We start from the raw sequence: 25543 nt of genomic DNA, 5'->3' as shown, positions 1-25543 counted from the left end.
TCGAGATGACGATTGGTTTATTGACATAAAAAAATTGGAATGCTATCCGGCTAATCTTCAAACATTCCAACTTCAAAACTTTTCAACTTATCGTACTACTCAGCTCTTTTTAAACCAAATTTCTCAATTTTACTGTATAAATGGCTACGCTGAATGTCGATTTCATCGGCCGTTTTAGAAACATTCCAATTGTTTTTCTCGAGCTTGAATTTAATAAACTCGCGTTCTGCATGATCTTTATAATCCTGAAAATTATTAAACGAATCGAAAGTAGAAGCAAGGCTTGAGCCGCCTGAGCTGGCAATCTGAGCACTGGTTGCAGCACCAATGTTTGTTCCACCGCCAGGGTTGGCAAAAGCACGCACATCATTTTCAGTAATTACTTTATCGCTCAAAATAATCAAACGTTCAATCATGTTGTGCAGCTCACGTACGTTACCTGTCCATGGTAAAGCTTGTAAGGCCGACATTCCGCCGTCGTTTATCTTTTTAACCGGCATGCCGTAATCGCCACAAATACGCTCTAAAAAGTTTTGCGCAATTACAGGGATGTCATCAGTACGTTCGGTAAGATGAGGCACATGAATATTAATTACATTTAAGCGGTGGTACAAATCCATACGGAAATTACCATTCTCAATTTCTTTTAATAAATCTTTATTTGTTGCGGCTAAAACACGCACGTTTACATCAATTTCCTTTTCGCCACCAACACGGGTAATTTTATGTTCCTGTAATGCACGAAGCACTTTTGCCTGAGCCGAAAGGCTCATATCGCCAATCTCATCCAAAAATAAGGTGCCGCCGTTAGCCAGTTCAAACTTACCAATGCGTTGTTTTACCGCAGAGGTAAACGATCCCTTTTCGTGACCAAATAGTTCGCTTTCAATTAGTTCTGAAGGAATAGCGGCGCAGTTTACTTCAATTAAAGGGCTTTCTGATCGGTTCGATTTTTCGTGTAACCAGCGGGCAACCAGTTCTTTACCACTGCCATTTGCGCCTGTAATTAATACACGGGCTTCGGTAGGGGCAACACGTTCGATGGTTTCTTTAATTTTCGAAATACTTTCCGATTCGCCCAGTATTTCGCGTGTTTTACTTACTTTACGCTTTAATACCTTGGTTTCTGTTACCAAAGTTCCGCGATCTAAACCATTGCGTACAGTAATTAGTAAGCGGTTTAAATCAGGTGGTTTGGAAATAAAATCGAAAGCGCCTTTTTTGCTGGCTTCGATAGCGGTTTCTACTGTACCGTGACCAGATATCATAATAAAAGGTAAATCGGGCTTAATGGCCTGGGCTTGTTCGAGCACCTCCATACCGTCCATCTTGTTCATCTTGATATCGCAAAGTACGAGATCATAATTCCCTTTTTTGATCATCTCGAGGCCATCAATACCATTATCGATATCTTCAACTTCGTAATTTTCGTATTCCAGAATTTCGCGTAAGGTACTTCTTATCGCTCGTTCATCGTCAATTATTAATAGTTTAGCCATTAGTGCTTTATTCTTTTATTTGAAATGCGAATATATTATTTTTTAATTAATGTATAGTTTTTTGTACAATTTATACGCTATAAACCCAAAAAGCTACGAAAGGTTTTACTGTTTAATGCTTATAATCGAGTTTGAACTTGCTTAAATCGGGCCTATGTTTTTTGCTTCTTTTTAATTCCACTTCATAAATACTTTTGCCCAGGTTTTTCATAAATGGAAAACAAACGGTATCGTATTCATATTTATTGTCGTTAAATATGCCGTCTTCATTACTATGTACGACTGCGGTTAAAAAATATTCGATGCCGTTTTTAAAATCAACGAAGTAAGAATTGTCGATAATATAACCGTAGCTGTCGCCATATTTATTAAAGATCCTGATGTTTGGATCCGGACTAATGTTCTCGCGGCCGTAATAAAGCATTTTAGCATAGGTAGGCCAAAATTCTTTCTGATCATGTTTAGGAAAATCGCTTTCTGTTGGATATTTACTCATGTAGGTGTAAATGAGTTTATAATTATCAGCAGTTAATTTAAACCGTTCTTTTGCAGGAAATGCTTCCGGAAAAATCAGTTTTTGCATCAATTTCTGCTGATCGTTAATCGCGAAGGCATTTTTTCCGGCCAGGCTAAAGGGTTTGTTTACCAGTTTATCGGCGCTATCCAGGTAACCTTTTCCCATAGTGAGATTGGTTAAGCTCAGTTCATAATCTTTGGGATCATACTGTGCCTGCTGATTGTACACCAGTTGACTGCTGTTATAGAATTTAACCGGATTGGAGTGTTTAGTTGATTCGCCTGCATCGCCTATGGCTAAACGGTTTAATATCCGGCTGTCGTTAAAGCCATATGCTTTTAGTTTCTGGTTAATTTCTGCACGACCAATAAATTCAAATAATCGGTTAAATGCATCATTATCACTGGTGAGCAAAATCTTTTTAACGTAATGAGCAACAGATGGCAAACCATTACTGGCGCTCGTATCTTTTAGTACTTTGGTTTGACCTTTAAAAGCACTATCTGTAACCATAATACTTTGTGCGGTTAAACCAGTGCTTTTTAAACGGTTTACTTTCTCCAGCGCAAAAATTACAGCCGCAAGTTTAACGGTACTGGCCGGATAAAAATAGTGATGAGGATCTAAATTATAACTGAAGGTTTTAAAGCTGGGCTTGTTTTGGGCATCGCGGTTAACCTGTGTGTACATAATTTGTATTTGGTTTTTATTCGGATGATTGAGCACAGCCGAAAAAAGTTCGGGTTTCGACTCCATCAGTTTCCTGAGAAACACGGTATCGGTTTTTTGCGCCATGGCAGATAAGCTGATTAACGAAAGTACAACAGTTAAAATTTTTCTCATGTGTTATAATGTGATTCCTAATTTAGCCTTTTCTGTTAAAACGACCATTTTCCATCATCCATTTTACATGTTGGTTAATTTTCTTACATTTGCGGCGCTTTTGGTTTCCGGCATTACACCCGGAATTAAAAGGGAATACAGTGTAAATCTGTAACTGTCCCGCAGCTGTAAGCTCCTTAACGGGTTTCCAATCATTTGCCACTGTGCCGACTTGTCGGGATGGGAAGGCCGGAAAACCGGGAGTAAGTCAGAAGACCTGCCTTAGCATTATATTTCATAGCTTTCGTGGATTGAAGCTAGGGGTGAGGTACTTACGTTTTTCGTATTTTCATTTCTTTTCTATCTGTTGGCTGTGGGTTAAACTCACAATCAAATGATCAAAATTAAAGGTGTTTTACTAAGCACCAGGTTTTTCTTTTTGCTGGCACCGCTATTGGGCACGGGCATTCTTTTGCCTGCTATTTCAGTCGCGCAGATTGATACCGCAAAGGCCAATCAATTGCAGGATGTTAAAATAACAGAGTATAAAAACTCAAAGGTAAATTTATCGCCAACTCCGGTACAAATACTCATAGGGACGGAATTAAAACGCCTGAACAGTCTTTCGGTTGCCGATGCCATACGCTATTTCGCCGGTGTACAATTAAAAGATTACGGAGGTGTTGGCGGTTTAAAAACTATTAATGTAAGGAGCATGGGCAGCAACCATACTGCTGTTTTTTATGATGGTGTGCAGCTTGGAAATGCCCAAAACGGCCAGGTAGATTTAGGCAAGTTTTCATTAGATAACCTCGAAGAGATTGCTGTTTATGTTGGTCAAAAACCCGAATTACTGATGCCAGCCAGAAGTTATGCAGCAGCCAGTGCACTTTACCTTCGAACAGCACAACCTGCTTTTAATGAAGGGAAAAAGTATGGGTTGGGCGTTGGTTTAAAAACCGGCTCATTCGGATTGATTAACCCGAATATCAGTTATAAACAAAAAATCAGCAATAAAATCTCTCTCCTTTTAGATGCCAGCTATTTAGAATCCAACGGCAAATATAAATTCAGGTATAAAGAACTGGCTTACGATACCACCATTATCCGGAATAACAGCGATGTTAAATCGGCAAGGGTAGAAGCAACGCTGTTTGGCTTATTGCCTGATAGCAGCAAGTGGAACCTTAAATTATACAACTACAATTCGGCACGCGGACTGCCCGGGGCTATTGTTTCGAACAGGTTTACCTTTACACAGCGCCAGTGGGACGATAATAGTTTTATTCAGGCTTCGTACCAGAATAAAAGGAGTGCCCGCTATAATTTTATGTTCAATACGAAGTATGCATATAGTTTTATGCGTTACCTCGATCCCGAATTTAAACAACAAAACGGCTTTTTAGACAACCGCTTTACCGAAACGGAATGGTACATCTCTGCAGTCAATCTTTATAAAATATCGGGTATTTGGGAGGTTTCGCTGGCTACAGATTACAGTTTACAACAGTTAGATGCCAATTTGTACGATTTTGCTTACCCTAAACGTAATACCGGTTTAGTAGCACTTGCGAGCGCCTTAAACCTAAAAAGATTGAGTATACAAGCCAATGTTTTAGCAACCCTGATTGCAGAGCAGGTTAAAAATGGTAATCAATCAGCCAACAGGCAGGAATATACTCCGGCTTTAATGGCATCGTGGCAACCTTTTCAAACCAAAGATTTCCGCATTCGCAGTTTTTACAAATCCATTTTCCGGATGCCCACTTTTAACGACCTCTATTACACGTTTATTGGAAACTCCAAGCTAAAACCCGAATACACCAGTCAATACGACCTGGGTTTTACTTACGGACATACTTCAAACGGGAGGCGCCTTGCTTATTTATCCCTTCAGACTGATGCCTATTATAATCTGGTAAAAGATAAGATTGTAGCCATTCCAGGTAATAATTTAGGCAGATGGACCATGGTTAACCTCGATCGTGTGCGTATCAGAGGCTTCGAAACCAATATTCAAACGGTTTGGGATTTAGATTTACAGTTGAAGCTGAAGGCAAGTGCGAATTATACCTTCGAAAAAGCAGTAGATATTAGTACCACAGCCTTCAGGTATGGCGATCAGATTCCCTACATCCCTGTACATAGCGGATCGGCAAGATTTGGAATTGATTATAAAAACCTGGTGTTTAATTATGGTTACATCTACACCGGCGAACGATATAGCCAAAAGGCCAATATAGCAGCTAACTATGTTAAGCCGTGGTACACCCACGATTTAGCACTTGGTGCAAATTTTTTTTACCACCAAAGCAGGTTCTTCATCAATGCCGAAATCAATAATGTTTTTAACCAGTATTACGATGTGGTACTTAACTATCCAATGCCTGGTCGTAACTACCGACTTACTTTATCCGCTAATTTTTAAACCAATTTAAAATCACGATATGAAATACAAATTACACCACGTTTTAAAACTAACCGGCTTTTTGCTTTTAACAGCCCTGGCATTTGCCTGTAGAAAAGATACCCCGGTAGATGAAGACGCTGAACAGGGAGCCAAAACCCCATCATTAACCGTAAAGGGCTTATATGTTTTGAATGAAGGCAACTGGGGTTCTAACAAATCATCTTTAGATTACTATAGCTATGATGATGGGAAATACACGAGGAATATATTTGGCGCAGCCAATCCGGCTGTTACTTTAGGCCTGGGCGATGTGGGTAACGACATCAAAATTTACGGCGCTAAAATGTATGTTGTTGTAAACGGAAGCAATAAAGTAGAAATTTTAAATGCCAGCAACGCAAAGCAGGTGGCTAAACTGGATATCAACAACCCGCGTTATGTTACCTTTTATAAGAATTTCGCTTATATCACATCTTATGATGGCTATGTAGCCGTAGTAGATACCACTGCTTTGAGTACCATTAAAACTAAAATAACGGTAGGTAATCAACCCGAAGAAATGGCGGTTGTAGGTACCAAACTCTATGTGGCCAATTCTGGTGGTTACAACTATCCAAACTACGACAGAACTGTATCGGTAATTGATTTAACAACCAATACCGAGATTAAAAAAATTGATGTTGCCATTAACCTTCACCATTTAAAAGCCGATAAGTATGGTGATGTGTATGTGATTTCGAGAGGTGATTATGCAGCCATTGCTTCGTCGCTGTATGTAATCGACACCAAAACCGATGCTGTTAAAAAGAACTTCAATGTTCCTGTTAGCGACTTCTGGATTAATGATGATGACGCTTACCTGTTTTCTTACAGCTACGCTACCTCAAAATCAACCTACGTGAAACTTAACGTAAAAGATGAAACAGTTGCAAGTAATAATTTTATAACCGATGGTACTGAAGCTTCAATTACACTCCCTTATGGCATTGCAGTAGATCCAACATCAGGAGATATTTTTGTAACCGATGCCAGGGATTATGTTACTCCAGGTATCATTTACTGTTTCGATAAAGCAGGCAAAAAGAAATTTACGTTTACCACCGGCGATATTCCGGCACACATTGCATTCTTATTTAAATAACATAAACACACACAAAATGAAAAAATCAATAAACTATGCCATGGTTTTCTGTCTGTTCTTATTCAGTTGTAAGAAAGATAACGTACTCGGGCCTGATGTAAATCTACTGGTTAAAACAGATGCAGTACAAGCTAAGGTAGCGGTAGCAACCAATTTTAGCGCAGGTACAAACAATGGCCAGGCTTTTCAGCACGAATGGAAATTAGATGGCAAAGTGGTAAGTACCATTTACAACTATAACTTTACTGCCACAAAAGCCGGTACTTATGTTTTAGCGTACAAGGGTTATAACGAAGCTGGCGAATTTACACATACTTACACCATTACCGTTCCGGTTCCGGTGGTTGAGATTACACCTGCAAGCAGCAAATTTATTAGCCGGATTTTAGATTATTTACCTGCACCAGGGCAATTTGTAAACGAAACTTTAGGTAAACCAGAACAGGCGCAGAAATTAATTGGAAGTACCACTAACTTAATCTCTTTAGGTGGCTTTGGTGGCTACATTATTTTCGGTTTCGACCACTCGGTAGTTAATAACACAGGTAACGATCTTGCCATTTATGGTAACCCATCAGGTGCTCCTTATCATTTTTCTGAACCAGGCGTTGTAATGGTTAGTCAGGATAGCAATGGTAATGGCCTTGCTGACGATGAATGGTATGAATTGGCCGGAAGCGAGTACACCAAAGCTACAACCATTAAAAACTATGAGATTACCTATACCAACCCTAAAGCGTTTGCAAATGTAACCTGGAAAGATAACCAGGGAAATAGCGGCGAAGTGAAGGTTAATAATTTTCACAAACACAATTTTTACCCTGAATTTGCTGCAAATCAGGAAACAATTACGTTTAAAGGTACCTTATTACCGCCATCAACAGGTAAGGTAGGTAGTATTGTGATCAGTTCTCCTTTTGATTGGGGCTATACCGACAGTTATTCTACAGGCGATGATTACAAAACCAATCTGTATAACAGCTTCGATTTATCGTTGGCGGTTGATAAAAGCGGAAACAAAGTTGATTTAAAAACAATCGATTTTGTTAAGGTGTATACTGGCCAAAGTGCCGATGCAGGTAGCCTTGGAGAAATTTCTACTGAAGTTAAAGGTGCAGTTGATTTAGGGATCAAATAAATACGAGCATCTACCTATAAATAACGTCTCAATAAAAGAAGGCCTGCCTGGTGCAGGCCTTTTTCGTTTACATCGTTTTTAATAAATACTAACAAGAGTTAATCTGCATCTGGTTAGTTTAAAATATTTTCTTGCAAGACTCAAAACGTATCGAATTACATACAAATCATATCAAAAAAGACTGAAATCATGTCATGCAAGACCCAAAGCGTATTTAATTACATACAAAAAGTATCAAATTACACTGAAGAAGTATCATGCAAGACTCAAAACGTATCGAATTACATACAAATTATATCAAAGAAGACTGAAATCATATCACGCGACACTCAAAATGTATTGAATTACATACAAAACATATCTAATCATAATGAATTTGTATCAGGCTAGTTGGTTTCGGTAATTCGCCTGATACGTTTAATATTTAGTCATAAGCGCTTAGTCTTTATTTTATCTGCGTTCATCATTAAATCTGCGCGAAAATGGTTAGCGAATATTTCCCGCTGATTACACAGTAAAGGTCGCAGATTTAAAAGGTGATCGTCATTTCTCGATAACGGAAAAATTGCTCGTTTAGATCACAGGAAAAGCCCTGGTGCTAATAAATTTTACATTCTATTGTTGTTGTATTTTTTTTATTACATTTGCGGCGCTTTTGGTTTCCGGCATTACATCCGGAATTAAAAGGGAATACAGTGTAAATCTGTAACTGTCCCGCAGCTGTAAGCTCTGTAACGGTTTTTCTATTCTTTCGCCACTGCTCCAGCTCGCCGGAATGGGAAGGCAGAAAACCGGGAGTAAGTCAGAAGACCTGCCTCTAGCATTAATTTCGTAGCTTTCGGGGATTGAAGCTGGGTTTTGAAGTACTTAACGTTTACGTATTTTCATTTCTTTTTACAATCTGTTGGCTATAGGTAAAACTAACCATCAAAATGAACAAAACAACAATTTTAGCCGCTGCTGGTTTAGGTCTGGCGCAGCTAATGATTAGCCAGTTGGCTAATGCGCAGCAAAAAGACACTTTGCAGCTTAAAGATGTGGTAATTTCTGCCACCAAAAACGATCAAAAACAATCACAAACCGGTAAAGTGGTTAGCATCATCAGCAGAGAGGTGTTGGAGCGCAGCAACGGAAAATCATTACCCGATTTATTGAATGAGCAAGCTGGTATCATCATCAGCGGTGGAAACAGCAGTCAGGGTAAGGATAAGAGTATCTTTTTCAGGGGCTCGGCTAGCGGTTATACGTTGGTATTAATTGATGGAATTGTACAGAACGATCCTTCAAGTATCAGCGGAACATTCGATTTACGTTTATTCTCAATCGATCAGATTGATCATATCGAAATTTTAAGAGGTGGCCAGTCTACCATTTATGGTTCAGATGCAGTAGCAGGGGTAATTAATATTGTAACCAAAAAAGGCGGACCAAAAGGAAATACCATTTATGGTGTAGCCAGTGCCGGAAGTTTTGAAACGTATAAAGGAACAATTGGCTTGAATGGTGGTGTTGAAGGTTTTTCTTACAACATTAACTATACACACCTTAAAACCGATGGTATTTCGGAAGCGGTAGCGCCGGCAGGCAGCACAGCCGAATTTGATAAAGATGGCTTTAAAACGGATGGGGTTAATGCTAATTTCGGTATTCAACTGGATAAGCGCCTTTCTGTTAATCCGTTTTTACGTTATTTCTATGGTAACTATAAAATAGATGAAGGCGCTTTTGCTGATGGTTTACCAGCCAATAATTCGATATTGAAGCAGTTTAGCGGAGGTTTTAATGCCGAATACAAACTCAATACCGGAAAAATTACTTTAAACTATAGTCACGAAAGCAACTCGAACGATGTAAATTCGAGCTTCATGGGCTTTGCCAGTAATTTTGTAAATTACGGTAAAATGAACCTGATCGATTTATTCTACAATCAGAAATTGGGTAATAAATTAGATTTATTAGTAGGTATCGATAACCGCAAAACAAAACTGATTACCAATTCAAGCAATCCGACAACCAACATTTTTGCAGCTTATGGATCGTTGTTTTTACACGATTTAAGTGTGTTTAACCTTGAGGTAGGCGGCCGTTACAACAAACACGATCAATATGGCGAAAACTATACTTACTCGGTAACCCCAACCATCAATATCATTAAAGAAGTGAAGTTGTTTGGAACGGTATCTACAGCGTTCAAAGTGCCTAGCTTAAACATGCTTTTCGGACAATATGGAGCTAATTTAAACCTGAAGCCAGAAAAATCGCAGAACTACGAAGCAGGTGTAAACCTGAGCTTTGCCGATGATCAGTTTAGCTTGCGTGTAGCTGGTTTTAAACGCGATTTAACCGATGCTATTGTTTACACTACAGGTTATATTAACCAGGGAAACCAGAAATTTAAAGGAGTAGAGGTAGAGCCGGCAGTTAAGTTTAGTGTATTTAATGTTAATGGTTATTATGCTTATGTTGAAGGAAATACCGGAACTGTAGATTTCCTGATCCGCAGACCGAAAAATACTTTTGGTATTACAGCGGGTGCACAGGCAACTCAAAACTTATACATCAGCGCCAATTACCGTTACTTTGGTAAACGTTTCGATACCAATTTTATATCTTATTTAAACGAAGAGCTGCCATCGTATAAATTGCTAAATGCTTACGTAGAATATGCTTTGGCTAAAAAACGCGTAAAAGTATTCTTTGATGCCAAAAATATCCTGAATGCAAAATACAGTGAAATTATTGGCTACAATACACCTGGCTTTAACTTTAATACAGGCGTAAGTTTTAATATACGCTAATAAAAAATTAACTTTGCTTAAATAATAACCAAAATACAATGTCTCATTTAAAGTTTAATCCGCGCACCTTAATACTGCTATTAATGATATTGGTGATTACGGCTTTCCGTTTACTGGTAACATTTAATTCAGATGAACTGAAATTTGCTAATTTCTCCTCAATCGGAGCGGTTGCCTTATTCGGTGGTGCCTATTTTAAAGATCACGCCAAAGCTTTTGCTTTTCCGTTGTTGAGTTTGTTTTTAAGCGACTTTATTTTAGCTTCAACCATTTTCAGTAAATACAGTGGGGGTTCATTTTTGTACCAGGGCTGGTATTGGACCTATATTGCTTTTGCGTTAATGGTTTTAGTAGGTAGAATTCTGCTTAAAAATGTAAACGTGGTAAATTTATTGGCCTCAACATTAACTATTGTGCTTATCCATTGGTTGGTTACCGACTTGGGTGTTTGGATTAATAATCCGGCATATACCCAGGATTTAGCAGGTTACTGGAACTGTTTGGTTAAAGCTATTCCATTCGAAATTAGATTCTTAGAAGGAACAGTTATTTATGGAGCCTTACTTTTTGGCGCTTTCGAGATTTTAAAAGCAAAATATCCGGTATTAAAATTAGAAGCACAAGCTGCATAATAATACCTTTTAAAAATAGAAATCCTCTTTTGACTCAGTTCAAAAGAGGATTTTTTTTAACTTAGAATATTCAATTACATTTTACCTTTTCCATTTTACATCAAATGAAAGTCGTTTCTTTTTTACCCGCTGCCACAAAAATGATTTACGATATGGGCCTTCAGGATTACCTGCATGGTGTAACCTTCGAATGTCCGAAAGAAGCAGCAGATCAACCCAAGGTAGTACGCTGTATCCTGGAAGGTAAAAACTATTCGAGTATAGAAATCGACCGGATTTTTTCTGCATCCAAAGCACAGGGCAAAAGTCTGTACTGGGTAGATGATGCACTTCTGGAAAGCATTGCGCCTGATGTTGTATTTACGCAGGATATTTGCGAAGTATGCAACATAGATACAGTTTGTACCGAAACTGCAGTAATGAAACTGAGCAAGCAGCCAACTTTGGTGCCGCTTTCGCCCAATAACCTGCAGGATGTTTTCGAATGCGCCATTACCATTGCCAGGGCATTGGGAAAAGAAGAAGTAGCTTTTAGCTATCTGGCAGGATTACAGCAGAAAACCGATCAGATTTTAGATAAACTGCGGGAAAGCAAATCACCTTTGAAGCGTGTGATGCTAATGGAATGGATAGAGCCTATATACAATTGCGGGCACTGGATTCCCTTTCAGATTGCAGCAGCAGGAGGGGTTGATATGCTTTCTAACCCTGCAGGCGATTCGATTGTTACCCCATGGGAAAAGATTGTAAAGTATAATCCTGAGGTTTTGATTATTGCACCTTGTGGCTTCGATCAAAAACGCAGCCTCGAAGAAATGAGTTTGCTTACAACTAAAACGGGCTGGAATGATTTGGAAGCTGTAAAAAACAATCAGGTGTACATTGCAGATTTTGATATGTTTACCCAGCCTAGTGTAGGCACTCTGGTAGAAGGTATTGAAGCTTTAGCCTGTATGTTTCATCCGCAGATCTTTAAAGCAGATGAAAGGATAGCTAAAAAGTTTATCAATTATGCTCAATCACTTCAATCCGTATAATCATTAACTCAGTGTAATCTATTAATCGGTGTAATCATCTTATGAAATTAGTTGTTTTAACAGGAGCGGGGATTAGTGCCGAAAGTGGATTGAAAACTTTTCGGGATTCGGACGGTTTGTGGGAAGGATATAACGTGTACGATGTGGCTACTCCCGAGGCTTGGGAAAGAAATCCGGAGTTAGTACAGGAGTTTTATAACGAAAGAAGACGGCAGGTGGTAGCGGCTCAACCCAATGCAGCGCATTACATACTCGCGGAACTGGAGAAAGATTTCGATGTAGAGATTGTTACCCAGAATATAGACGATTTGCATGAGCGTGCCGGATCAACTAAGGTTACGCACCTGCATGGCATCATAACCCGTTCGCAATCGAGTTTGCGGCCCAGTTTAACTTACCCCATTGAGGGAACAGAAATTAAAATGGGCGAACGCTGTAAATTAGGTTCTCAGTTACGGCCTCATGTAGTATGGTTTGGCGAAGCTGTGCCGATGATTGAAGTGGCTGCTAAAATCTGCAAACAAGCTGATTTATTTGTGCTGATTGGGACTTCACTGGCAGTTTATCCCGCAGCCGGACTAATCGATTTCGTTCCGCGAGAAGTAAAAAAATACATTATTGATCCTAAAACCCCTGATGTTAAACGATATCAGCATGTAATTACCATTGAGCAAAATGCCGTAAACGGGATGGAGCAGCTGAAAAGTATTTTAACAAATGGATAAGAAAATCTGCATTTTCAACTGGAGTGGCGGTAAAGACAGTACACTGGCACTCCACTATGCCCTTCAGGACCCCACAATCGAAATCAGGTACATGGTTACTACTGTTACCGAACAATACAACCGCGTTTCGATGCACGGTGTTAGAGAGGCTTTGCTGATTAGACAAGCCGAAAGCATTGGTATTCCTTTATATCAGATCCGTTTGGGAGAAATGCCCGATATGGAAACTTACGATAATACCATGCGTACCCACCTCAGTAAATTTAAAGCAGAAGGTATTACGCATTCTATTTTTGGTGATATTTTTCTGGAAGACCTTCGTTTATACCGTGAAGATAAGTTGGCAGAAATTGGTCTCAAAGCTATTTTTCCGCTTTGGCAGAAAGATACAAGGCGACTGATCAGCGAGTTTATAGGTTTGGACTATAAAACCATCATTGTTTGTACGCAGCAAAACCTAAAAGATATATGTGGAAAAGTAATCAGTGAGGATTTGATTAATAGCCTTCCCCTTGAAATTGATCCCTGTGGCGAAAATGGTGAATTTCATACTTTCGCTTTTGAAGGGCCTGTGTTTAAACAAAAAATCGCTTTTTCAGTCGGTGAGCAGGTTTTTAGGACTTATAATGCGCCTGCAAAAACTGCTTCAGAAAGTGATTCTCCCTGCTCGACTACGGAGCTTTCGGGCTTTTGGTATACCGATTTAGTTGAATAATTTTCTTTTATAAAACATTTTGGCATCATTTTTTCTTTAGTATCTGTAATTAACTAAAATCGCACATGCAAATGAAAATTGTTTGGCAGGTTAGGGGCCAGACAAACGTCATTTAAAACTAAAAGTTATGAAAAAGATATTCGTGGTAATCGCACTAAGCTCAGTAATGTTTGCCTGTAACAATAAGGCCAAAGAAGAAGCAGCATTAAAACAACAACAGGCAGAAAAGCAGTTGGCTATTAAAGCTGTAAAGGATAGTTTAAGATTAGATAGCTTTAAAAAAGCAGAAGTAGCTAAAGTAGAACAGGAAAAAGAAGCTAAACATCAGGCAGAACTTGCAGCGGCAAGAAGGGCTGGAGCTAATTCTTCAAGGTCATATGCAAGCTCAGGTGGTAGTTCGAGCGGTGCTTACGGTGGTACACAACCAACAGCTAAGAAAAAAGGCTGGAGTGATGCTGCTAAAGGCGCTGTAATTGGCGGTGCTGCCGGTGCTGTTGGTGGTGCTTTAATTGATAAGAAAAAAGGTCGTGGCGCCATTATTGGTGGCTTAGTGGGCGCTGGTGGTGGTTATTTGATCGGTAGAGGGGAAGATAGAAAATCAGGTCGTGTTCAGCCTAAGAACTAACAGGTTACTTAATATAATAAAAGCGTTGCGATGTAAAAATCGCAACGCTTTTTTTGTGCACCATAAAATCATTTCTATATTGCGCAAAAAAAAATCCTCATGACAGACCAAACTTTAGCTGATAAAGGCCAGATTCAACATTTTGTAATGTTCTGGTTAAAACCACAGTTAACCAAAAGTGAAATAGCCGATTTTGCCAATTTCTTCGAAAGCCTGAAGCCCATTAAATACATTAAAACTTTAAGTTATGGTTTGGCCGCAAACACACCCGTACGTCCGGTTACCGATAATTCGTTTACTTACTCTCTAACCATAACCTTCGCAAATATCGAAGATCATAATGCTTATCAGGAAGATAAGACACATCTTGATGCTGTAGAGAAATTCTCGAAAAACTGGTACAGGGTAGTGGTACACGATACGGTGATTGCTTAAGATCAAACCCAACCTATATTTCGGTAATCGTCATCTCGACTGAAGCGCAGCGAATGGAGAGATCTTTAAATATAAACCCAATAATATCATTGTCATTTCGATCTGATAGCTATTGAATGGAGCCTGCCGGTTCTTCGGTTGCGAAGTCGAGAAATCTATCTATACAGATTTCTCGACTTCGTTACACTTCGAAATGACGTTTCTGTACCAAACCTCCCATATATTTGGCAAAATAAGCAGTCGGAATTATATTTTGTGTATATTGTTAATTGTCATTATATCAGTATTTTAAATTTGTTTAATTAAACTAAATGCTGACTTAAATGTAGTTTTGTTTCTCTGAAACAGCTTAAATTTCAAAATATAATTTTGATTTATATATTAATAATCAGTAAATCAGCTATTTACGTATTTAATATTGATGCCTGTTATAAGCGGCTGTAAAATCGCTCCGCATTAATTTAAAGCGTTCAATAACTGTTGTGATAAATGCTTCGTCAAGTATTTCGAATACATCATTTACACCCCCTCCACTCAGGTCGAGTTCGGCTAATTTATAGCTTTGCTCGAAGGAGCCTTGTTCAAATTTCACAATGTATTTCTGGTTCATAGAAAAGATGGTGATTTTACACTCAGGGTGTGGTAATTCTGCTATAACTCTCATTTTAAATAATTTTAGGTTTGGTGGGGTTAACTTGTGGTTGGTAATCGTTAATCGGTATGCCGTTTAGTTTACCGTAGCTGGTTATGATTTCAAAACGCGCAAATAGTTCTTCTTTGTACCATTGGCGTGCTCTGGTTAGTTTAATCACATCGGCATGGTCAAAAGTTTTGTAGGCATAATTTTTTACGCTTTCGGCATTTTCCCAGATGGAGAAAGTAGCCTGATCCAGAAAAGGATTTTCTCCAATGCCTGCAGCGAGGATAAATCCGGGGGCAGTCCTCATGGCATCGGAAGCTCTTTTAATGTTTTGCCTGAACTCTTTCAGACGGTTAAACCGGATCGCAGCCCGCGTAATCACAGCAATTTTTCCGTTGTATTCGTTATTGTCTTTGTCACTCTTAAAAGGTTCTTTTTTAGACCATAAGCCATGGCTTGATAAAGGTTTTAATAAGGTGGTGCAGCTTTCCAGACCAAAGAAGTTAAACCATTTTGTTACCAGCGAATTGCGGTAAAAAGCTTCGCAATCTTCCTGGTACTCCCAGGTGGTAAGTAATGCCCAGTGTTTGAAATCGGTAGCCAGATCAATCTCTGCATTTTTGCCACTACCCATTAATTTCCAGAACCTGCATTTTTTGTTGAGCCACAAGGGTAAACGCAAAACAGCCATGCCTATAAAAGCAAAGGGAATGGTAAGGCCACGAAATTTTGTAATGGTTAAGGCTGTAATCAAAGCAGTCGAAGTTTTAACTGCCAAAACTAATGAATTTAAGGATAGGTTATCGTTCAAAATTTCGTCATTAAATCTGCAATAGCATTGCTTATTGCAAATCATCATTAACTTTGGTTATAGAATTAGTAAGATGGCAGAAGATTTAACAATAACCCGAAATACCTCAAAAGAGGAACAATATCAATCCATTATTCCTCAAATAGAAGCTTTACTGGATGGCGAAACCGACTTTGTAGCCAATATGGCTAACGTTGCTGCTGCATTAAAAGAACAGTTTGGGTGGTTTTGGGTAGGTTTTTACCTGGTGAAACAGGATGAATTGGTTTTGGGGCCATTTCAGGGACCAGTTGCCTGTACGCGCATAAAAAAGGGAAAAGGCGTTTGTGGTACTTCATGGGCAAAGGCCGAAACCATTATTGTGCCTGATGTGGAAGAATTTCCGGGGCATATCGCCTGTGCTTCGGCGTCAAAATCTGAGATCGTGCTTCCTTTAATTGTAGCAGATGAAGTAATTGGTGTGTTAGATGTAGATAGCGAAGTATTGAATAAATTTGATGATACAGATCGACTTTATTTGGAGCAGGTTATCGTTGTTTTGTTAAATAATTTATCGATATAATTTTTGAAACTGGAAACCGAATATTACCTGAATGAAGATGTGGTTGCGCTCGCAAAAGATCTGTTGGGTAAGGTGTTGTACACGAAAGTTGATGATCAGATTACCGCAGGCATAATTGTCGAAACGGAAGCTTACTTTGGTGTAAAGGATAAGGCGTCGCATGCATATAGTGGCCGTAGGACAAACCGCACCGAAACCATGTATGCGAAAGGCGGGGTAGCTTATGTATATCTTTGCTATGGCATGCATCACTTATTCAATATTGTCACATCTGTAGAAAACGAACCGCATGCTGTGTTAATCAGGGGTATCGAACCACTGGTAGGTATTGATGTAATTGAAGCGCGCCGCAAAATGCCTTATACAAAAGGAGCAATAGCGGCCGGTCCGGGTTCTGCCGCAAAGGCATTGGGGATTGATAAAGGTTTTAATGCAAAACACTTAGGTGGTGACGAAATCTGGGTAGAGGATCATAATATCCGGTATGAAGAAGCAGAAATTGCGGCTTCACCAAGGGTTGGTATCGCCTACGCGCAAGAACATGCTTTATTGCCGTGGCGCTTTTTTGTAAAAGGCAATAAATATGTAAGCAAGCCAAACAAAGTTTAATAACATAGATACTTCCTAAGGTATTAAGCAATAATTGCTAGCAGGACTGGAAACATTACCTGCTTTTTTTGTAATATTGAGAAGGTGAATTTCCCTAATAACGACGTGCTATCTAATTAAAACAGCTGAAATGATTAATTACAACCCTAAAGATTGGTTTACTTTTATTTTTCATATCCATAAAGCCGATACCTTCCGTAAACTATGGCCTTTGATGTTAAGTGTGGCTGCGTTTTCGGGTTTGGTTTCTTTTCTGGAGCTCAATATTTTTAAGTTATCCAAAAGCGATTATGTGAGTAACATCGGTATGATGCACAGCTTACTGGGTTTTGTAATCTCCATGCTGCTCGTATTTAGGACCAATACTTCTTACGACAGGTGGTGGGATGGTAGGAAGTTACTTGGTGGACTAACCAATGTAAGTCGCAATTTTGCAATGAAGATTAAAGCGTTAAAATTACCGGAAGAAGATTTAAAGTTTTTTGAATATGGTATTCCTAAATACGCATTTGCCTTAAAAGAGCATTTAAGGGAAAAAAAGTATTTTGGCAAAAACAGCTTTTTGATCGAGGTAGAGGAGCATAAACATATTCCTAACCAGATTGCTAGCAGTATGATTTCGAGACTTTATAATTTGCTCGAAAGAGGGTTGGTTTCGCAGGAGCAACTAATTGTGCTTACTAATGATGTAAACCAGTTTACTGATATTTGTGGTGGTTGTGAAAGGATCAAGAATACGCCTATTCCGTTTTCATACAGTGTGTTTATCAAGAAGTTTATTTTTGTGTATGTGCTTACCATTCCAATTGGCTGGGTATTTAGTTTAGGCTATTACCTGGTGCTGATTGTTCCCTTTATTCTCTATGTATTAGCGAGTTTGGAGTTGATAGCTGAAGAAATAGAAGATCCATTTGGTCAGGATGCGAACGATTTGCCGGTTGATCAGATTTGCACCAATATAGAAAAACATGTAGAGGAGATTTTAAGCTAATGATTAAAATTGCCTGGCATCAATTATATGCGCATCCTTTACCGGAAGGGCACCGTTTCCCCATGCTAAAATACGAGTTGATACCCGGTCAGCTTTTGCATGAAGGTACCATATCGCAGGCCAATTTGTTTCATCCCGATTGTGTTGATGAAGCCACAGTTCGTTTAACCCACCAAAGGGAGTATTGGGAGCAATTGCGCGATTTAACCCTTTCACTCCGCGATCAGCGAAGAATTGGTTTTCCGCTAAATGCGCAGCTGCTGGAGCGCGAACTCCGTATTGTACAAGGCACGATTGATGGTGCGCATTATGCCAAAGCGCATGGTATAGCTTTTAACGTAGCCGGCGGAACACATCATGCTGGTAGTAATTGGGGCGAAGGTTTTTGTTTGTTAAATGATCAGGCTGTTGCTGCTAACTATTTATTAGATAGTAATTTGGCTAATCGTATATTAATTATAGATTTAGATGTGCATCAGGGAAATGGTACTGCCGAAATCTTCCAAAATGAGCCTAAAGTATTTACCTTTTCCATGCACGGCGATAAAAACTTCCCGTTCCGGAAAGAGCTGTCTGATTTGGATATAGCCTTGGAAGACGGTCTGAAAGACGAAGCTTATCTTGCACTTTTACATGCCAGCCTAAAAAATGCTTTTGAAAGATCAAAGCCCGATTTTGTTTTTTACCTTTCGGGGGTTGATGTACTCTCTACCGACAAACTGGGGAAGCTGGCTTTAAGTAAGGCCGCCTGTAAAGAACGAGACAGGGTGGTACTGCAGGCTTGCAAAGATAAAGGCTTGCCTTTACAGGTGAGTATGGGTGGTGGTTATTCGGCAGATATTAAAGAAATTGTAGATGCACATTGCAATACCTACAGGCTGGCTTTTGATTTATTTGCCTAGGCTGTTACGCCAAAACTATAATATCCTTATCTTCGCGCCGATATGTTGGAGATTATTTACGAGGATGAAAACCTGATTGCAATCAACAAACCACACGGCTTGCTGGTTCACCAATCGTCTATTGCGCGTGATGCTACCGAGTTTGCCTTGCAGATGCTTAGGGATCAGGTGGGTAAACATGTAAGTCCGGTACACCGGCTGGATAGAAAAACAAGCGGAATCTTATTGTTTGCTTTTGATAAGCTATCTGAAATTACTATGCATCAGCAATTTATGAATGCTAAAACCGATAAAAAATACCTCGCCATATTAAGGGGCTTTACACCTGATATGATGGATATAGACTATCCTTTAGCTAAAGAGAATGGAACCATGCAAGATGCCTTTACCTCTTTTAAAACATTGCAAAGGGCAGAAGTTGATGTTGCTTTTGGTAAACATCCTACCTCACGGTATTCGCTCGTTGAGGCATGCCCTAAAACAGGCCGAATGCACCAGTTGAGGCGCCATTTCAGCCACATTTTACATCCCATTATTGGCGATAGGACGCATGGCTGTAATAAACAGAATAAGTTTTTTAAAGAACAGTGGGATATGACCACCATGTTGCTGCACGCCTCTGAGCTTTCATTCATTCATCCGGTTAGTCAGAAACAAATACATCTTAAAGCTGGTTTACACGATGAATTTAAAAGGGTGATGGATTTTATGAAAATGGAACGCTAGCACAATTTTTGCCTTCAAAATCAGTTTATATAGCATCTATGATTAAATACTTACGTTTTTCCCTTCCGGTTTTAGCACTTTTTGTAGCCAGTTGTTCTTCAGTTTACATGCCCAACGTTCCAAATACCCCGATGCTTAGTAAGCAGGGAGAGTTTAGCGGAGGCGGTCACATTTCTTTAAAGGGTAATGCCAGTATTAATGGTGCCTATGCGGTTTCCGATCACATTGGTGTACTTTTTAGTGGATCAACCATGAACAGTGAAAGAAAAGCCAAAGATTTCGGACATAAACTGATTGAAATTGGAGGAGGGTATTTTGATACTTTTGGTCCGGATAATAACCGCATTATTGAAATTTACGGCGGTGTTGGAAAAGGCTGGAGTGATATTACTTTCCGTGATTTTAAGGATGATGTTTTAGTTAGCAGCGAATTACAGGAGGTAGATTACCGCAAAGCATTTTTGCAGGTTAATTACAGTTCTAAAAAGAAAAATAACCTGCATTTGTTCGGAAAGGATTTTCCAATCAATTATGGGACAGCGTTGAGGATTAGTCACGTAAAAATGGATCGTTTCTTTTTAAACGGAGTAGTTCAGCCAAAAGAAGATAATATTTTCTTTGAGCCTGTTTTCTTTACGCGTATGGCTTTAAGTAAAACTTTCCAGCTCCAATATACAACAAGTAGTAATATTGGCTTAAAGAGTCGCAAATACATGTCGGCGGGCAATTCTATCTTTACTATCGGAGTTGTGGTTAATGTGGCTGGGAAGTAGGTTGGTTTATTAGTTCATTTGTCAATGGTTCATTGGCTGCAGTGAGCTCATTTTCAGGTTCTATTCTTATGGCCTGTCATCCTGAGTCTGTCGAAGGACTGTATAATCAGGTTCATTAGTCATTAGTTCATTGGTTTGCAGGGAGCTAATTTTTGATTTTTCCTATAGTTTGTCATCCTGAGCCTGTCGAAGGATTGGATATGCAGGGTGCTTAACATAACTCTTGCTCATTGTAGTCAGATTATTGGTTATTTAGCGCCTTCGTTTTATTCTGAAACCGTAAAAACAATAGGATAGAAGCCGTTAATAAACCAAAAGTTAAACCATACCAGATTCCGTTTACGCCCAGATTGAATTTAAAGCCCAGCAAATAACCTACAGGGATTCCAACTACCCAATATGCCAGAAAGGTGATAAAAGTGGGTATATTAACATCGCCCAGCCCGCGCAATACGCCGAGGCCTACCACCTGAGTCCCATCAAAAAGCTGAAAAAAGCCTGCAATAATCAACAATTGAGCTGCAATGGCTACCACGGATAGATCTTCGGTATAAATAAAAGGCATAATGTTATGCGCCAGCACAAAAATTATGGCTGTACAAGTCATAAATAGTAATATAACATGGTAACTGGCTATGGCTGATTTGCGCAGATCATCAAAATTTTTCTTGCCTAAATTGGTGCCGGTTTTAATGGTAGCGGCTGAAGCTACACCACTGGCCATCATGTAAGTCATTGCAGCTAAGCTAATGGCAATCTGGTGTGCAGCTTGCTCTACTGCGCCGATGGTTCCAATTAATACTGCCGCGCCACTAAAAGCACTGATTTCGAAAGAATATTGCATGGCTACCGGCGCACCAATTTTAATAATTTTTAGCGCACGTGCCTTATCAATAAAAGTAGCTTTAAAATGAGTCAGATATTTTTTGAAATGTTTTGACCTTAAAACATAAAAGCACATCACTGTTGCCATTAAAAGCCTGTCGATTAGGGTACTCCAACCCACACCACTTACCCCCATAGGTTTGATGCCGAACATTCCTTTAACAAAGATAATTCCCAGGGTAATGTTTAAGGCATTGCCCCATATCGATACGAACATGGCCTGTTTGGTAAAGCCCAAGCCTTCTGCAAACTGTTTAAAGGTCTGGAATATCAGCAATGGAATGATGGATACAGAAAGCAGTCCTAGGTATGGCTTGGCATATTTTACAACAGCTGGTGTTTGATCGAGGTGATCGATAACCAATAATACGCCGAAATGTACCAGGCAATAAAGCACGACACCAATTAAAATATTGATGATTAAGCTGTTTGATAATAAGCGGCCGCATTCTTCGTAATTCTGACGGCCGTTTTCCTGCGCAATCAGGGGCGTTAAACCATACGAAATGCCCAGGCCAATTACGAGAATTAGAATGAAAATGCTGTTTACAAGCGATACGGCAGCGAGTTGAGTAGTGTCTGTAAAATGGCCTACAATAATACTATCTGCCATGTGCACCAGCGTATGTCCAACCTGTGAGCCTACAATAGGTAAGGCAAGATGGAGATTTTCTTTATAGTAGGGTTTATATTTTTGGTAAATTTTAGAAAACATAGGTAGACAAAGGTCGGGTTTTTAAACCTCAAAAAATAGGAGTGTAGAAAAGTTAATATACACCCCTAGGTTAGCGTCCTTTCGAGCGGAGTGCAACGCAGTCGAGAAATCTATCGAGCTAGATCTCTCCATTCCACTACGTTCCAGTCGAGATGACACCTCTTTTTATTTACGTCAATCAATAATAGAGGAGTGTAATGTGTTTGAAAAACCTACCGTACCGCTGTAAAATATTCCTCCCGCTCAGTAGTATGCGATTTGATTACGTTCGTGAGGATTAAATTAACCAGTATCTTTTGGGCTTTGCGGTAAGAACTGCGCAACAGTTTACTAAACTCTTTAAGCGTTATCTTTTCGTTTTCTTCCAGATATTCGAGCAGTTTCTTTTCGTTATCCGAATAAGAAATCAACACGCCTTTATCTTTGTAGTCGTTTTTTAATACTTCTACAATAATTTTACTGGCGAGCACACTTTTATCATCGATACGGATATAGGCCCACCATTTTTTCTGGTCATCGAGCGCATAGTGAGGTTTAGTATCACTTTCGGGAATGTTTACCACCAATACCAGTTTGTCGTCAACATAAATCTCTTCAAAATTGGGTTCTATTGCAGGTTTGCAAAACTGGTGCGCCGAAGTAAGGATCATGTATTTTTCCTCTTCTTCCGATTTCACACCTTTAATCGAACCATCATCGGCAACGCCAACCAGCAATTTACCACCTTTATTATTGGCAAAGGCCACAAGGCTTTTCGCAATTTTCTCGGTATTATTAATGGTTTTCTTAAAATCGAGCATAACACCTTCGCCCTGCATAATTAAACTCTTGATACTCGGCATAATCTAAAAATTAATAGGCAACACGGGGAGTTTCGCCCTGGTGCAGGTTTCTTACATATACTTCATTCATTACAGTAGCACACAATTCGCCGCTTTTGGTGGTAATTTCCATCGGATAGGCTTTTACAAACTTTCCGGTGGTTTTTAGCGCACGTGTAGCTTCTACAAGCATTTCGTCGGTTATGGTGATGGTAAAATATAAAGTTGAGCGTCCGGGTTTTAAATATTGTATAGAAGCGCTTTTAAGCCATACACGTACTTTAAATCCTTCACGCTGCATCAACTGATCAAATAATAAAGCGTAAAACGGATCGGTTGCTGCATAAATTGTTCCACCAAAAATAGAGCCATTGTAATTCTTATTCAGGAAACTTTTACTCAGTTTAACCGTGCAGCTTCTAAATTCATTTTCAAATTTCTGAACCCAAATGCGCTGAAAAAATAACGGAGGGTAAAAGCGCATTACCCATTTAAGGGTGTTTTGAGAAATAATCATACTTACTAATATCAGAAAGTTTTAGCACCTTTTAAAGTTTTATAGCGGTTGATTTGGTAATATTTGCGTAAATTAGGTTATGCATGTATACGACACCATTACCGCCGCTTTAAGCGATTTAGACCACCGGGGTTATAACCTGGATTTTAATTTAACTGCTGTTGGACTGGAATGCAAATCGATTAATTTGTTTCTGATGCCGGAGGAGTTTGAAATTGAAGAAGTTTACCGTTTTGAAGGCATGACCGATCCGGCAGATAGTTCGGTGGTGTATGCCATTTCATCGAATACCGGAAGTTTGAAAGGCGTTTTGGTAGATGGTTATGGGGTTTATGCCGAAAACGTTTCTCCCGAACTGCTGAATAAGCTGAAAATACACCATGCATAATTTTATGTCGTTGCAGTTTATAATTTGATAATCAGTTTGATGCCTTTAAACAATAATGTGGTTAGCGAAGAAAATTAAAACCAAATGATTATAAGGTTGTTAGAATTATAGATAACAATAAAAACTATGAAAAAAACAATTTTAAGTCTTGCTTTTGCTGGTTCTTTGATAATAGCCACCTCAGCATGCAATTCGTCTAAAAATATGGCTGGTTCCTCAGATAGCACGAAGACGGATTCTACCAAAGTGATGGATACCACTAAGAAAATGACTGACACAACGAAAAAACTTCCTGATACCACAAAACAGATGTTGCATTAAGCACATAAAAGCCACACTACAGAAAGTGTGGCTTTTATTTTAAAATCTATTTTAATTTATTTGTGTTAATGCGTACTTTCAGCGACTAAACCCAAATATTTAAATGGACCAGCAAGCCCAAACCAACAAACGTAATGTAATTTTCTTAGTTATTGTAGCCGCCCTGGGCTATTTCGTTGATATTTATGATCTTGTTTTATTTTCAGTAGTCCGCTTAAAAAGCTTTACCGATATTGGTATTTCGGCCGAGCACATGCGTACCGAAGGAGAATATGTGCTTAACATGCAAATGTTTGGTTTATTGTTTGGTGGGTTATTATGGGGGATTATTGGCGATAAATTTGGCCGCATTAAGGTATTATTCGGATCTATATTGATGTACTCACTAGCCAATATAGCCAACGGTTTTGTTACTGATATACATGCTTACGCTATTGTGAGGTTTATTGCAGGTATTGGTTTAGCAGGAGAGCTTGGTGCAGGGATTACCCTGGTTACCGAAACCATGGATAAAGAAAAACGTGGTTACGGAACAATGGTTGTGGCCGGAATAGGCTTATTGGGTGCCGCTGCTGCTGCAACAATTGGGAAACATTTCTATTGGCAAACCTCATATTTCGTAGGTGGTGGTATGGGCATATTATTATTGTTTTTACGGATAGGTACCTTCGAATCGGGGATGTTTAAAAATGCTGAGCAGGATAAAGCGGTCTCAAAAGGTAACTTTTTTATGCTATTCTCCGATCGTAAACGGTTCTTGAAATATCTGGCTTGCATTTGTTTGGGGCTTCCGCTTTGGTTTATTGTAGGTATCCTGGTTACACAATCGCCCGAAATTGGTAAGGCTTTGGGCGCTAAAGATATTTTGAATGCCGGCACAGGAATTATGTACACTTATTTTGGTATTGCCATTGGTGATGTAGTTTGCGGTGTACTGGCTCAGGTTTTAAGATCGCGCAGGAAAACTGTGCTTATTTTTCAGGGTTTATCAGTAATTACTGTTATAGTTTATCTTACCAGTACCGGTTTAACTGAAAGTAACTTTATCCTCATTTGCTTGTTTATGGGTTTTGCTGTTGGGTATTGGGCTACATTTGTTACTATCGCAGCCGAACAGTTTGGTACCAACATCCGTTCTACCGTAACCACCACCGCACCCAATTTTGTACGTGGCGCATTAATTCCGATTACTTTCCTTTTTGAGTTTTTTGTACACCGTTATCACATCATTCCGGCAGCATTTATTGTAATGGGGGTTTTAACGGCAATTGCGATGATTTCTGTATTGTATTTAAAAGAAAGCTTTAGTAAAGACCTCGATTACCTGGAGGAATAATCAAAAGCAGGCTGGTCGAATCACAGTCAATGTCAATAAAATGTACTATCTA

General features: G+C 39.2%; 26 protein-coding genes and 2 riboswitches. Of the genes, 19 read left to right on the top strand and 7 right to left on the bottom strand.

Annotated features, from left to right (window positions below; translation table 11 throughout):
* Window positions 1-95 precede the first annotated feature (95 nt).
* Together G7074_RS23510 and G7074_RS23505 are read right to left on the bottom strand one after the other, a co-directional pair.
* Window positions 96-1499, bottom strand: a complete 1404-nt coding sequence (locus tag G7074_RS23510; RefSeq protein ID WP_124561493.1) for a sigma-54 dependent transcriptional regulator — start codon at window positions 1497-1499, stop codon at window positions 96-98.
* Between the two features lie 112 nt (window positions 1500-1611).
* On the bottom strand, window positions 1612-2859 hold the full coding sequence (locus tag G7074_RS23505; protein WP_166211690.1) for a serine hydrolase: 1248 nt from the start codon (window positions 2857-2859) through the stop codon (window positions 1612-1614).
* Window positions 2860-2943: 84 nt separating this feature from the next.
* Window positions 2944-3138: riboswitch (cobalamin riboswitch) on the top strand.
* Between the two features lie 94 nt (window positions 3139-3232).
* Between G7074_RS23505 and G7074_RS23500 the strand changes: the two genes are divergently transcribed.
* The 10 genes from G7074_RS23500 to G7074_RS23455 all read left to right on the top strand — a co-directional run bounded on the left by G7074_RS23500 (window position 3233) and on the right by G7074_RS23455 (window position 14494).
* A complete protein-coding gene (locus G7074_RS23500; protein ID WP_166211687.1) occupies window positions 3233-5266 on the top strand; it encodes a TonB-dependent siderophore receptor in 2034 nt (677 codons plus the stop codon).
* A gap of 19 nt (window positions 5267-5285) precedes the next feature.
* Window positions 5286-6389: a YncE family protein gene (locus G7074_RS23495; RefSeq protein WP_166211684.1), complete on the top strand. Its 1104-nt coding sequence runs from the start codon at window positions 5286-5288 to the stop codon at window positions 6387-6389.
* Between the two features lie 16 nt (window positions 6390-6405).
* A complete protein-coding gene (locus tag G7074_RS23490; RefSeq protein WP_166211681.1) occupies window positions 6406-7527 on the top strand; it encodes a PKD domain-containing protein in 1122 nt (373 codons plus the stop codon).
* Between the two features lie 639 nt (window positions 7528-8166).
* Window positions 8167-8361: riboswitch (cobalamin riboswitch) on the top strand.
* A gap of 98 nt (window positions 8362-8459) precedes the next feature.
* The gene (locus G7074_RS23485) at window positions 8460-10325 is read left to right on the top strand and encodes a TonB-dependent siderophore receptor (protein WP_124561488.1); all 1866 of its coding nucleotides are present in this window, start codon (window positions 8460-8462) and stop codon (window positions 10323-10325) included.
* A gap of 38 nt (window positions 10326-10363) precedes the next feature.
* Entirely contained in the window at window positions 10364-10957 is a 594-nt protein-coding gene (locus G7074_RS23480) for a DUF6580 family putative transport protein (protein WP_124561487.1), read from the top strand.
* A 104-nt stretch (window positions 10958-11061) separates the two neighbouring features.
* Window positions 11062-11994 (top strand): ABC transporter substrate-binding protein, encoded by a 933-nt coding sequence (locus tag G7074_RS23475; RefSeq protein WP_166211679.1) that lies wholly within the window; start codon window positions 11062-11064, stop codon window positions 11992-11994.
* A gap of 41 nt (window positions 11995-12035) precedes the next feature.
* Window positions 12036-12719, top strand: a complete 684-nt coding sequence (locus tag G7074_RS23470; RefSeq protein ID WP_124561485.1) for an NAD-dependent deacylase — start codon at window positions 12036-12038, stop codon at window positions 12717-12719.
* Window positions 12712-13434 (top strand): adenine nucleotide alpha hydrolase, encoded by a 723-nt coding sequence (locus G7074_RS23465; protein WP_166211676.1) that lies wholly within the window; start codon window positions 12712-12714, stop codon window positions 13432-13434. Before G7074_RS23470 ends, G7074_RS23465 begins: the two co-directional genes overlap by 8 nt.
* A 127-nt stretch (window positions 13435-13561) precedes the next feature.
* Window positions 13562-14059, top strand: coding sequence for a YMGG-like glycine zipper-containing protein (locus G7074_RS23460; protein WP_124561483.1), 498 nt, complete (start codon window positions 13562-13564; stop codon window positions 14057-14059).
* 99 nt (window positions 14060-14158) lie between these two features.
* Window positions 14159-14494, top strand: a complete 336-nt coding sequence (locus G7074_RS23455; protein WP_124561482.1) for a Dabb family protein — start codon at window positions 14159-14161, stop codon at window positions 14492-14494.
* Window positions 14495-14906: 412 nt separating this feature from the next.
* Here the strand turns inward: G7074_RS23455 and G7074_RS23450 are convergent, their stop codons facing one another.
* Window positions 14907-15158: a hypothetical protein gene (locus G7074_RS23450; protein WP_124561481.1), complete on the bottom strand. Its 252-nt coding sequence runs from the start codon at window positions 15156-15158 to the stop codon at window positions 14907-14909.
* Between the two features lies 1 nt (window position 15159).
* A complete protein-coding gene (locus G7074_RS23445) occupies window positions 15160-15912 on the bottom strand; it encodes a DUF3291 domain-containing protein (protein ID WP_233603942.1) in 753 nt (250 codons plus the stop codon).
* Window positions 15913-16018: 106 nt separating this feature from the next.
* On the opposite strand from G7074_RS23445, the gene G7074_RS23440 reads away from it, so the two are divergent.
* The 6 genes from G7074_RS23440 to G7074_RS23415 all read left to right on the top strand — a co-directional run bounded on the left by G7074_RS23440 (window position 16019) and on the right by G7074_RS23415 (window position 20508).
* Window positions 16019-16507: a GAF domain-containing protein gene (locus G7074_RS23440; protein ID WP_124561480.1), complete on the top strand. Its 489-nt coding sequence runs from the start codon at window positions 16019-16021 to the stop codon at window positions 16505-16507.
* Window positions 16508-16510: 3 nt separating this feature from the next.
* Window positions 16511-17116 (top strand): DNA-3-methyladenine glycosylase, encoded by a 606-nt coding sequence (locus G7074_RS23435; RefSeq protein WP_124561479.1) that lies wholly within the window; start codon window positions 16511-16513, stop codon window positions 17114-17116.
* A 130-nt stretch (window positions 17117-17246) separates the two neighbouring features.
* On the top strand, window positions 17247-18107 hold the full coding sequence (locus G7074_RS23430; RefSeq protein WP_124561478.1) for a bestrophin family protein: 861 nt from the start codon (window positions 17247-17249) through the stop codon (window positions 18105-18107).
* Window positions 18107-19009, top strand: coding sequence for a histone deacetylase (locus G7074_RS23425; RefSeq protein ID WP_166211673.1), 903 nt, complete (start codon window positions 18107-18109; stop codon window positions 19007-19009). Before G7074_RS23430 ends, G7074_RS23425 begins: the two co-directional genes overlap by 1 nt.
* Before the next feature lie 42 nt (window positions 19010-19051).
* Entirely contained in the window at window positions 19052-19735 is a 684-nt protein-coding gene (locus G7074_RS23420) for a pseudouridine synthase (protein WP_124561476.1), read from the top strand.
* A gap of 38 nt (window positions 19736-19773) precedes the next feature.
* Window positions 19774-20508, top strand: a complete 735-nt coding sequence (locus G7074_RS23415; RefSeq protein WP_166211670.1) for a hypothetical protein — start codon at window positions 19774-19776, stop codon at window positions 20506-20508.
* 241 nt (window positions 20509-20749) lie between these two features.
* Here G7074_RS23415 and G7074_RS23410 read toward each other — a convergent pair whose 3' ends face one another.
* The 3 genes from G7074_RS23410 to G7074_RS23400 all read right to left on the bottom strand — a co-directional run bounded on the left by G7074_RS23410 (window position 20750) and on the right by G7074_RS23400 (window position 23446).
* Window positions 20750-22108: an MATE family efflux transporter gene (locus G7074_RS23410; protein WP_166211667.1), complete on the bottom strand. Its 1359-nt coding sequence runs from the start codon at window positions 22106-22108 to the stop codon at window positions 20750-20752.
* 212 nt (window positions 22109-22320) lie between these two features.
* Window positions 22321-22950 (bottom strand): helix-turn-helix domain-containing protein, encoded by a 630-nt coding sequence (locus G7074_RS23405; protein WP_124561473.1) that lies wholly within the window; start codon window positions 22948-22950, stop codon window positions 22321-22323.
* A gap of 10 nt (window positions 22951-22960) precedes the next feature.
* Window positions 22961-23446: a DUF4442 domain-containing protein gene (locus G7074_RS23400; RefSeq protein WP_166211664.1), complete on the bottom strand. Its 486-nt coding sequence runs from the start codon at window positions 23444-23446 to the stop codon at window positions 22961-22963.
* A gap of 79 nt (window positions 23447-23525) precedes the next feature.
* Here G7074_RS23400 and G7074_RS23395 point away from each other — a divergent pair, with 79 nt between their 5' ends.
* The 3 genes from G7074_RS23395 (at window position 23526) to G7074_RS23385 (ending at window position 25491) form a co-directional block, all read left to right on the top strand.
* Entirely contained in the window at window positions 23526-23834 is a 309-nt protein-coding gene (locus G7074_RS23395) for a phosphoribosylpyrophosphate synthetase (protein WP_124561471.1), read from the top strand.
* 126 nt (window positions 23835-23960) lie between these two features.
* Complete coding sequence (locus G7074_RS23390; RefSeq protein ID WP_124561470.1) at window positions 23961-24155, top strand: coproporphyrinogen III oxidase; 195 nt, start codon at window positions 23961-23963, stop codon at window positions 24153-24155.
* A 103-nt stretch (window positions 24156-24258) separates the two neighbouring features.
* Window positions 24259-25491 (top strand): MFS transporter, encoded by a 1233-nt coding sequence (locus G7074_RS23385; protein ID WP_166211661.1) that lies wholly within the window; start codon window positions 24259-24261, stop codon window positions 25489-25491.
* The last annotated feature ends 52 nt before the right edge of the window (window positions 25492-25543 follow it).

Source organism: Pedobacter sp. HDW13 (assembly GCF_011303555.1).
Taxonomy (GTDB): Bacteria; Bacteroidota; Bacteroidia; order Sphingobacteriales; family Sphingobacteriaceae; genus Pedobacter.
This window is presented reverse-complemented; position numbering and strand designations above follow the sequence as displayed.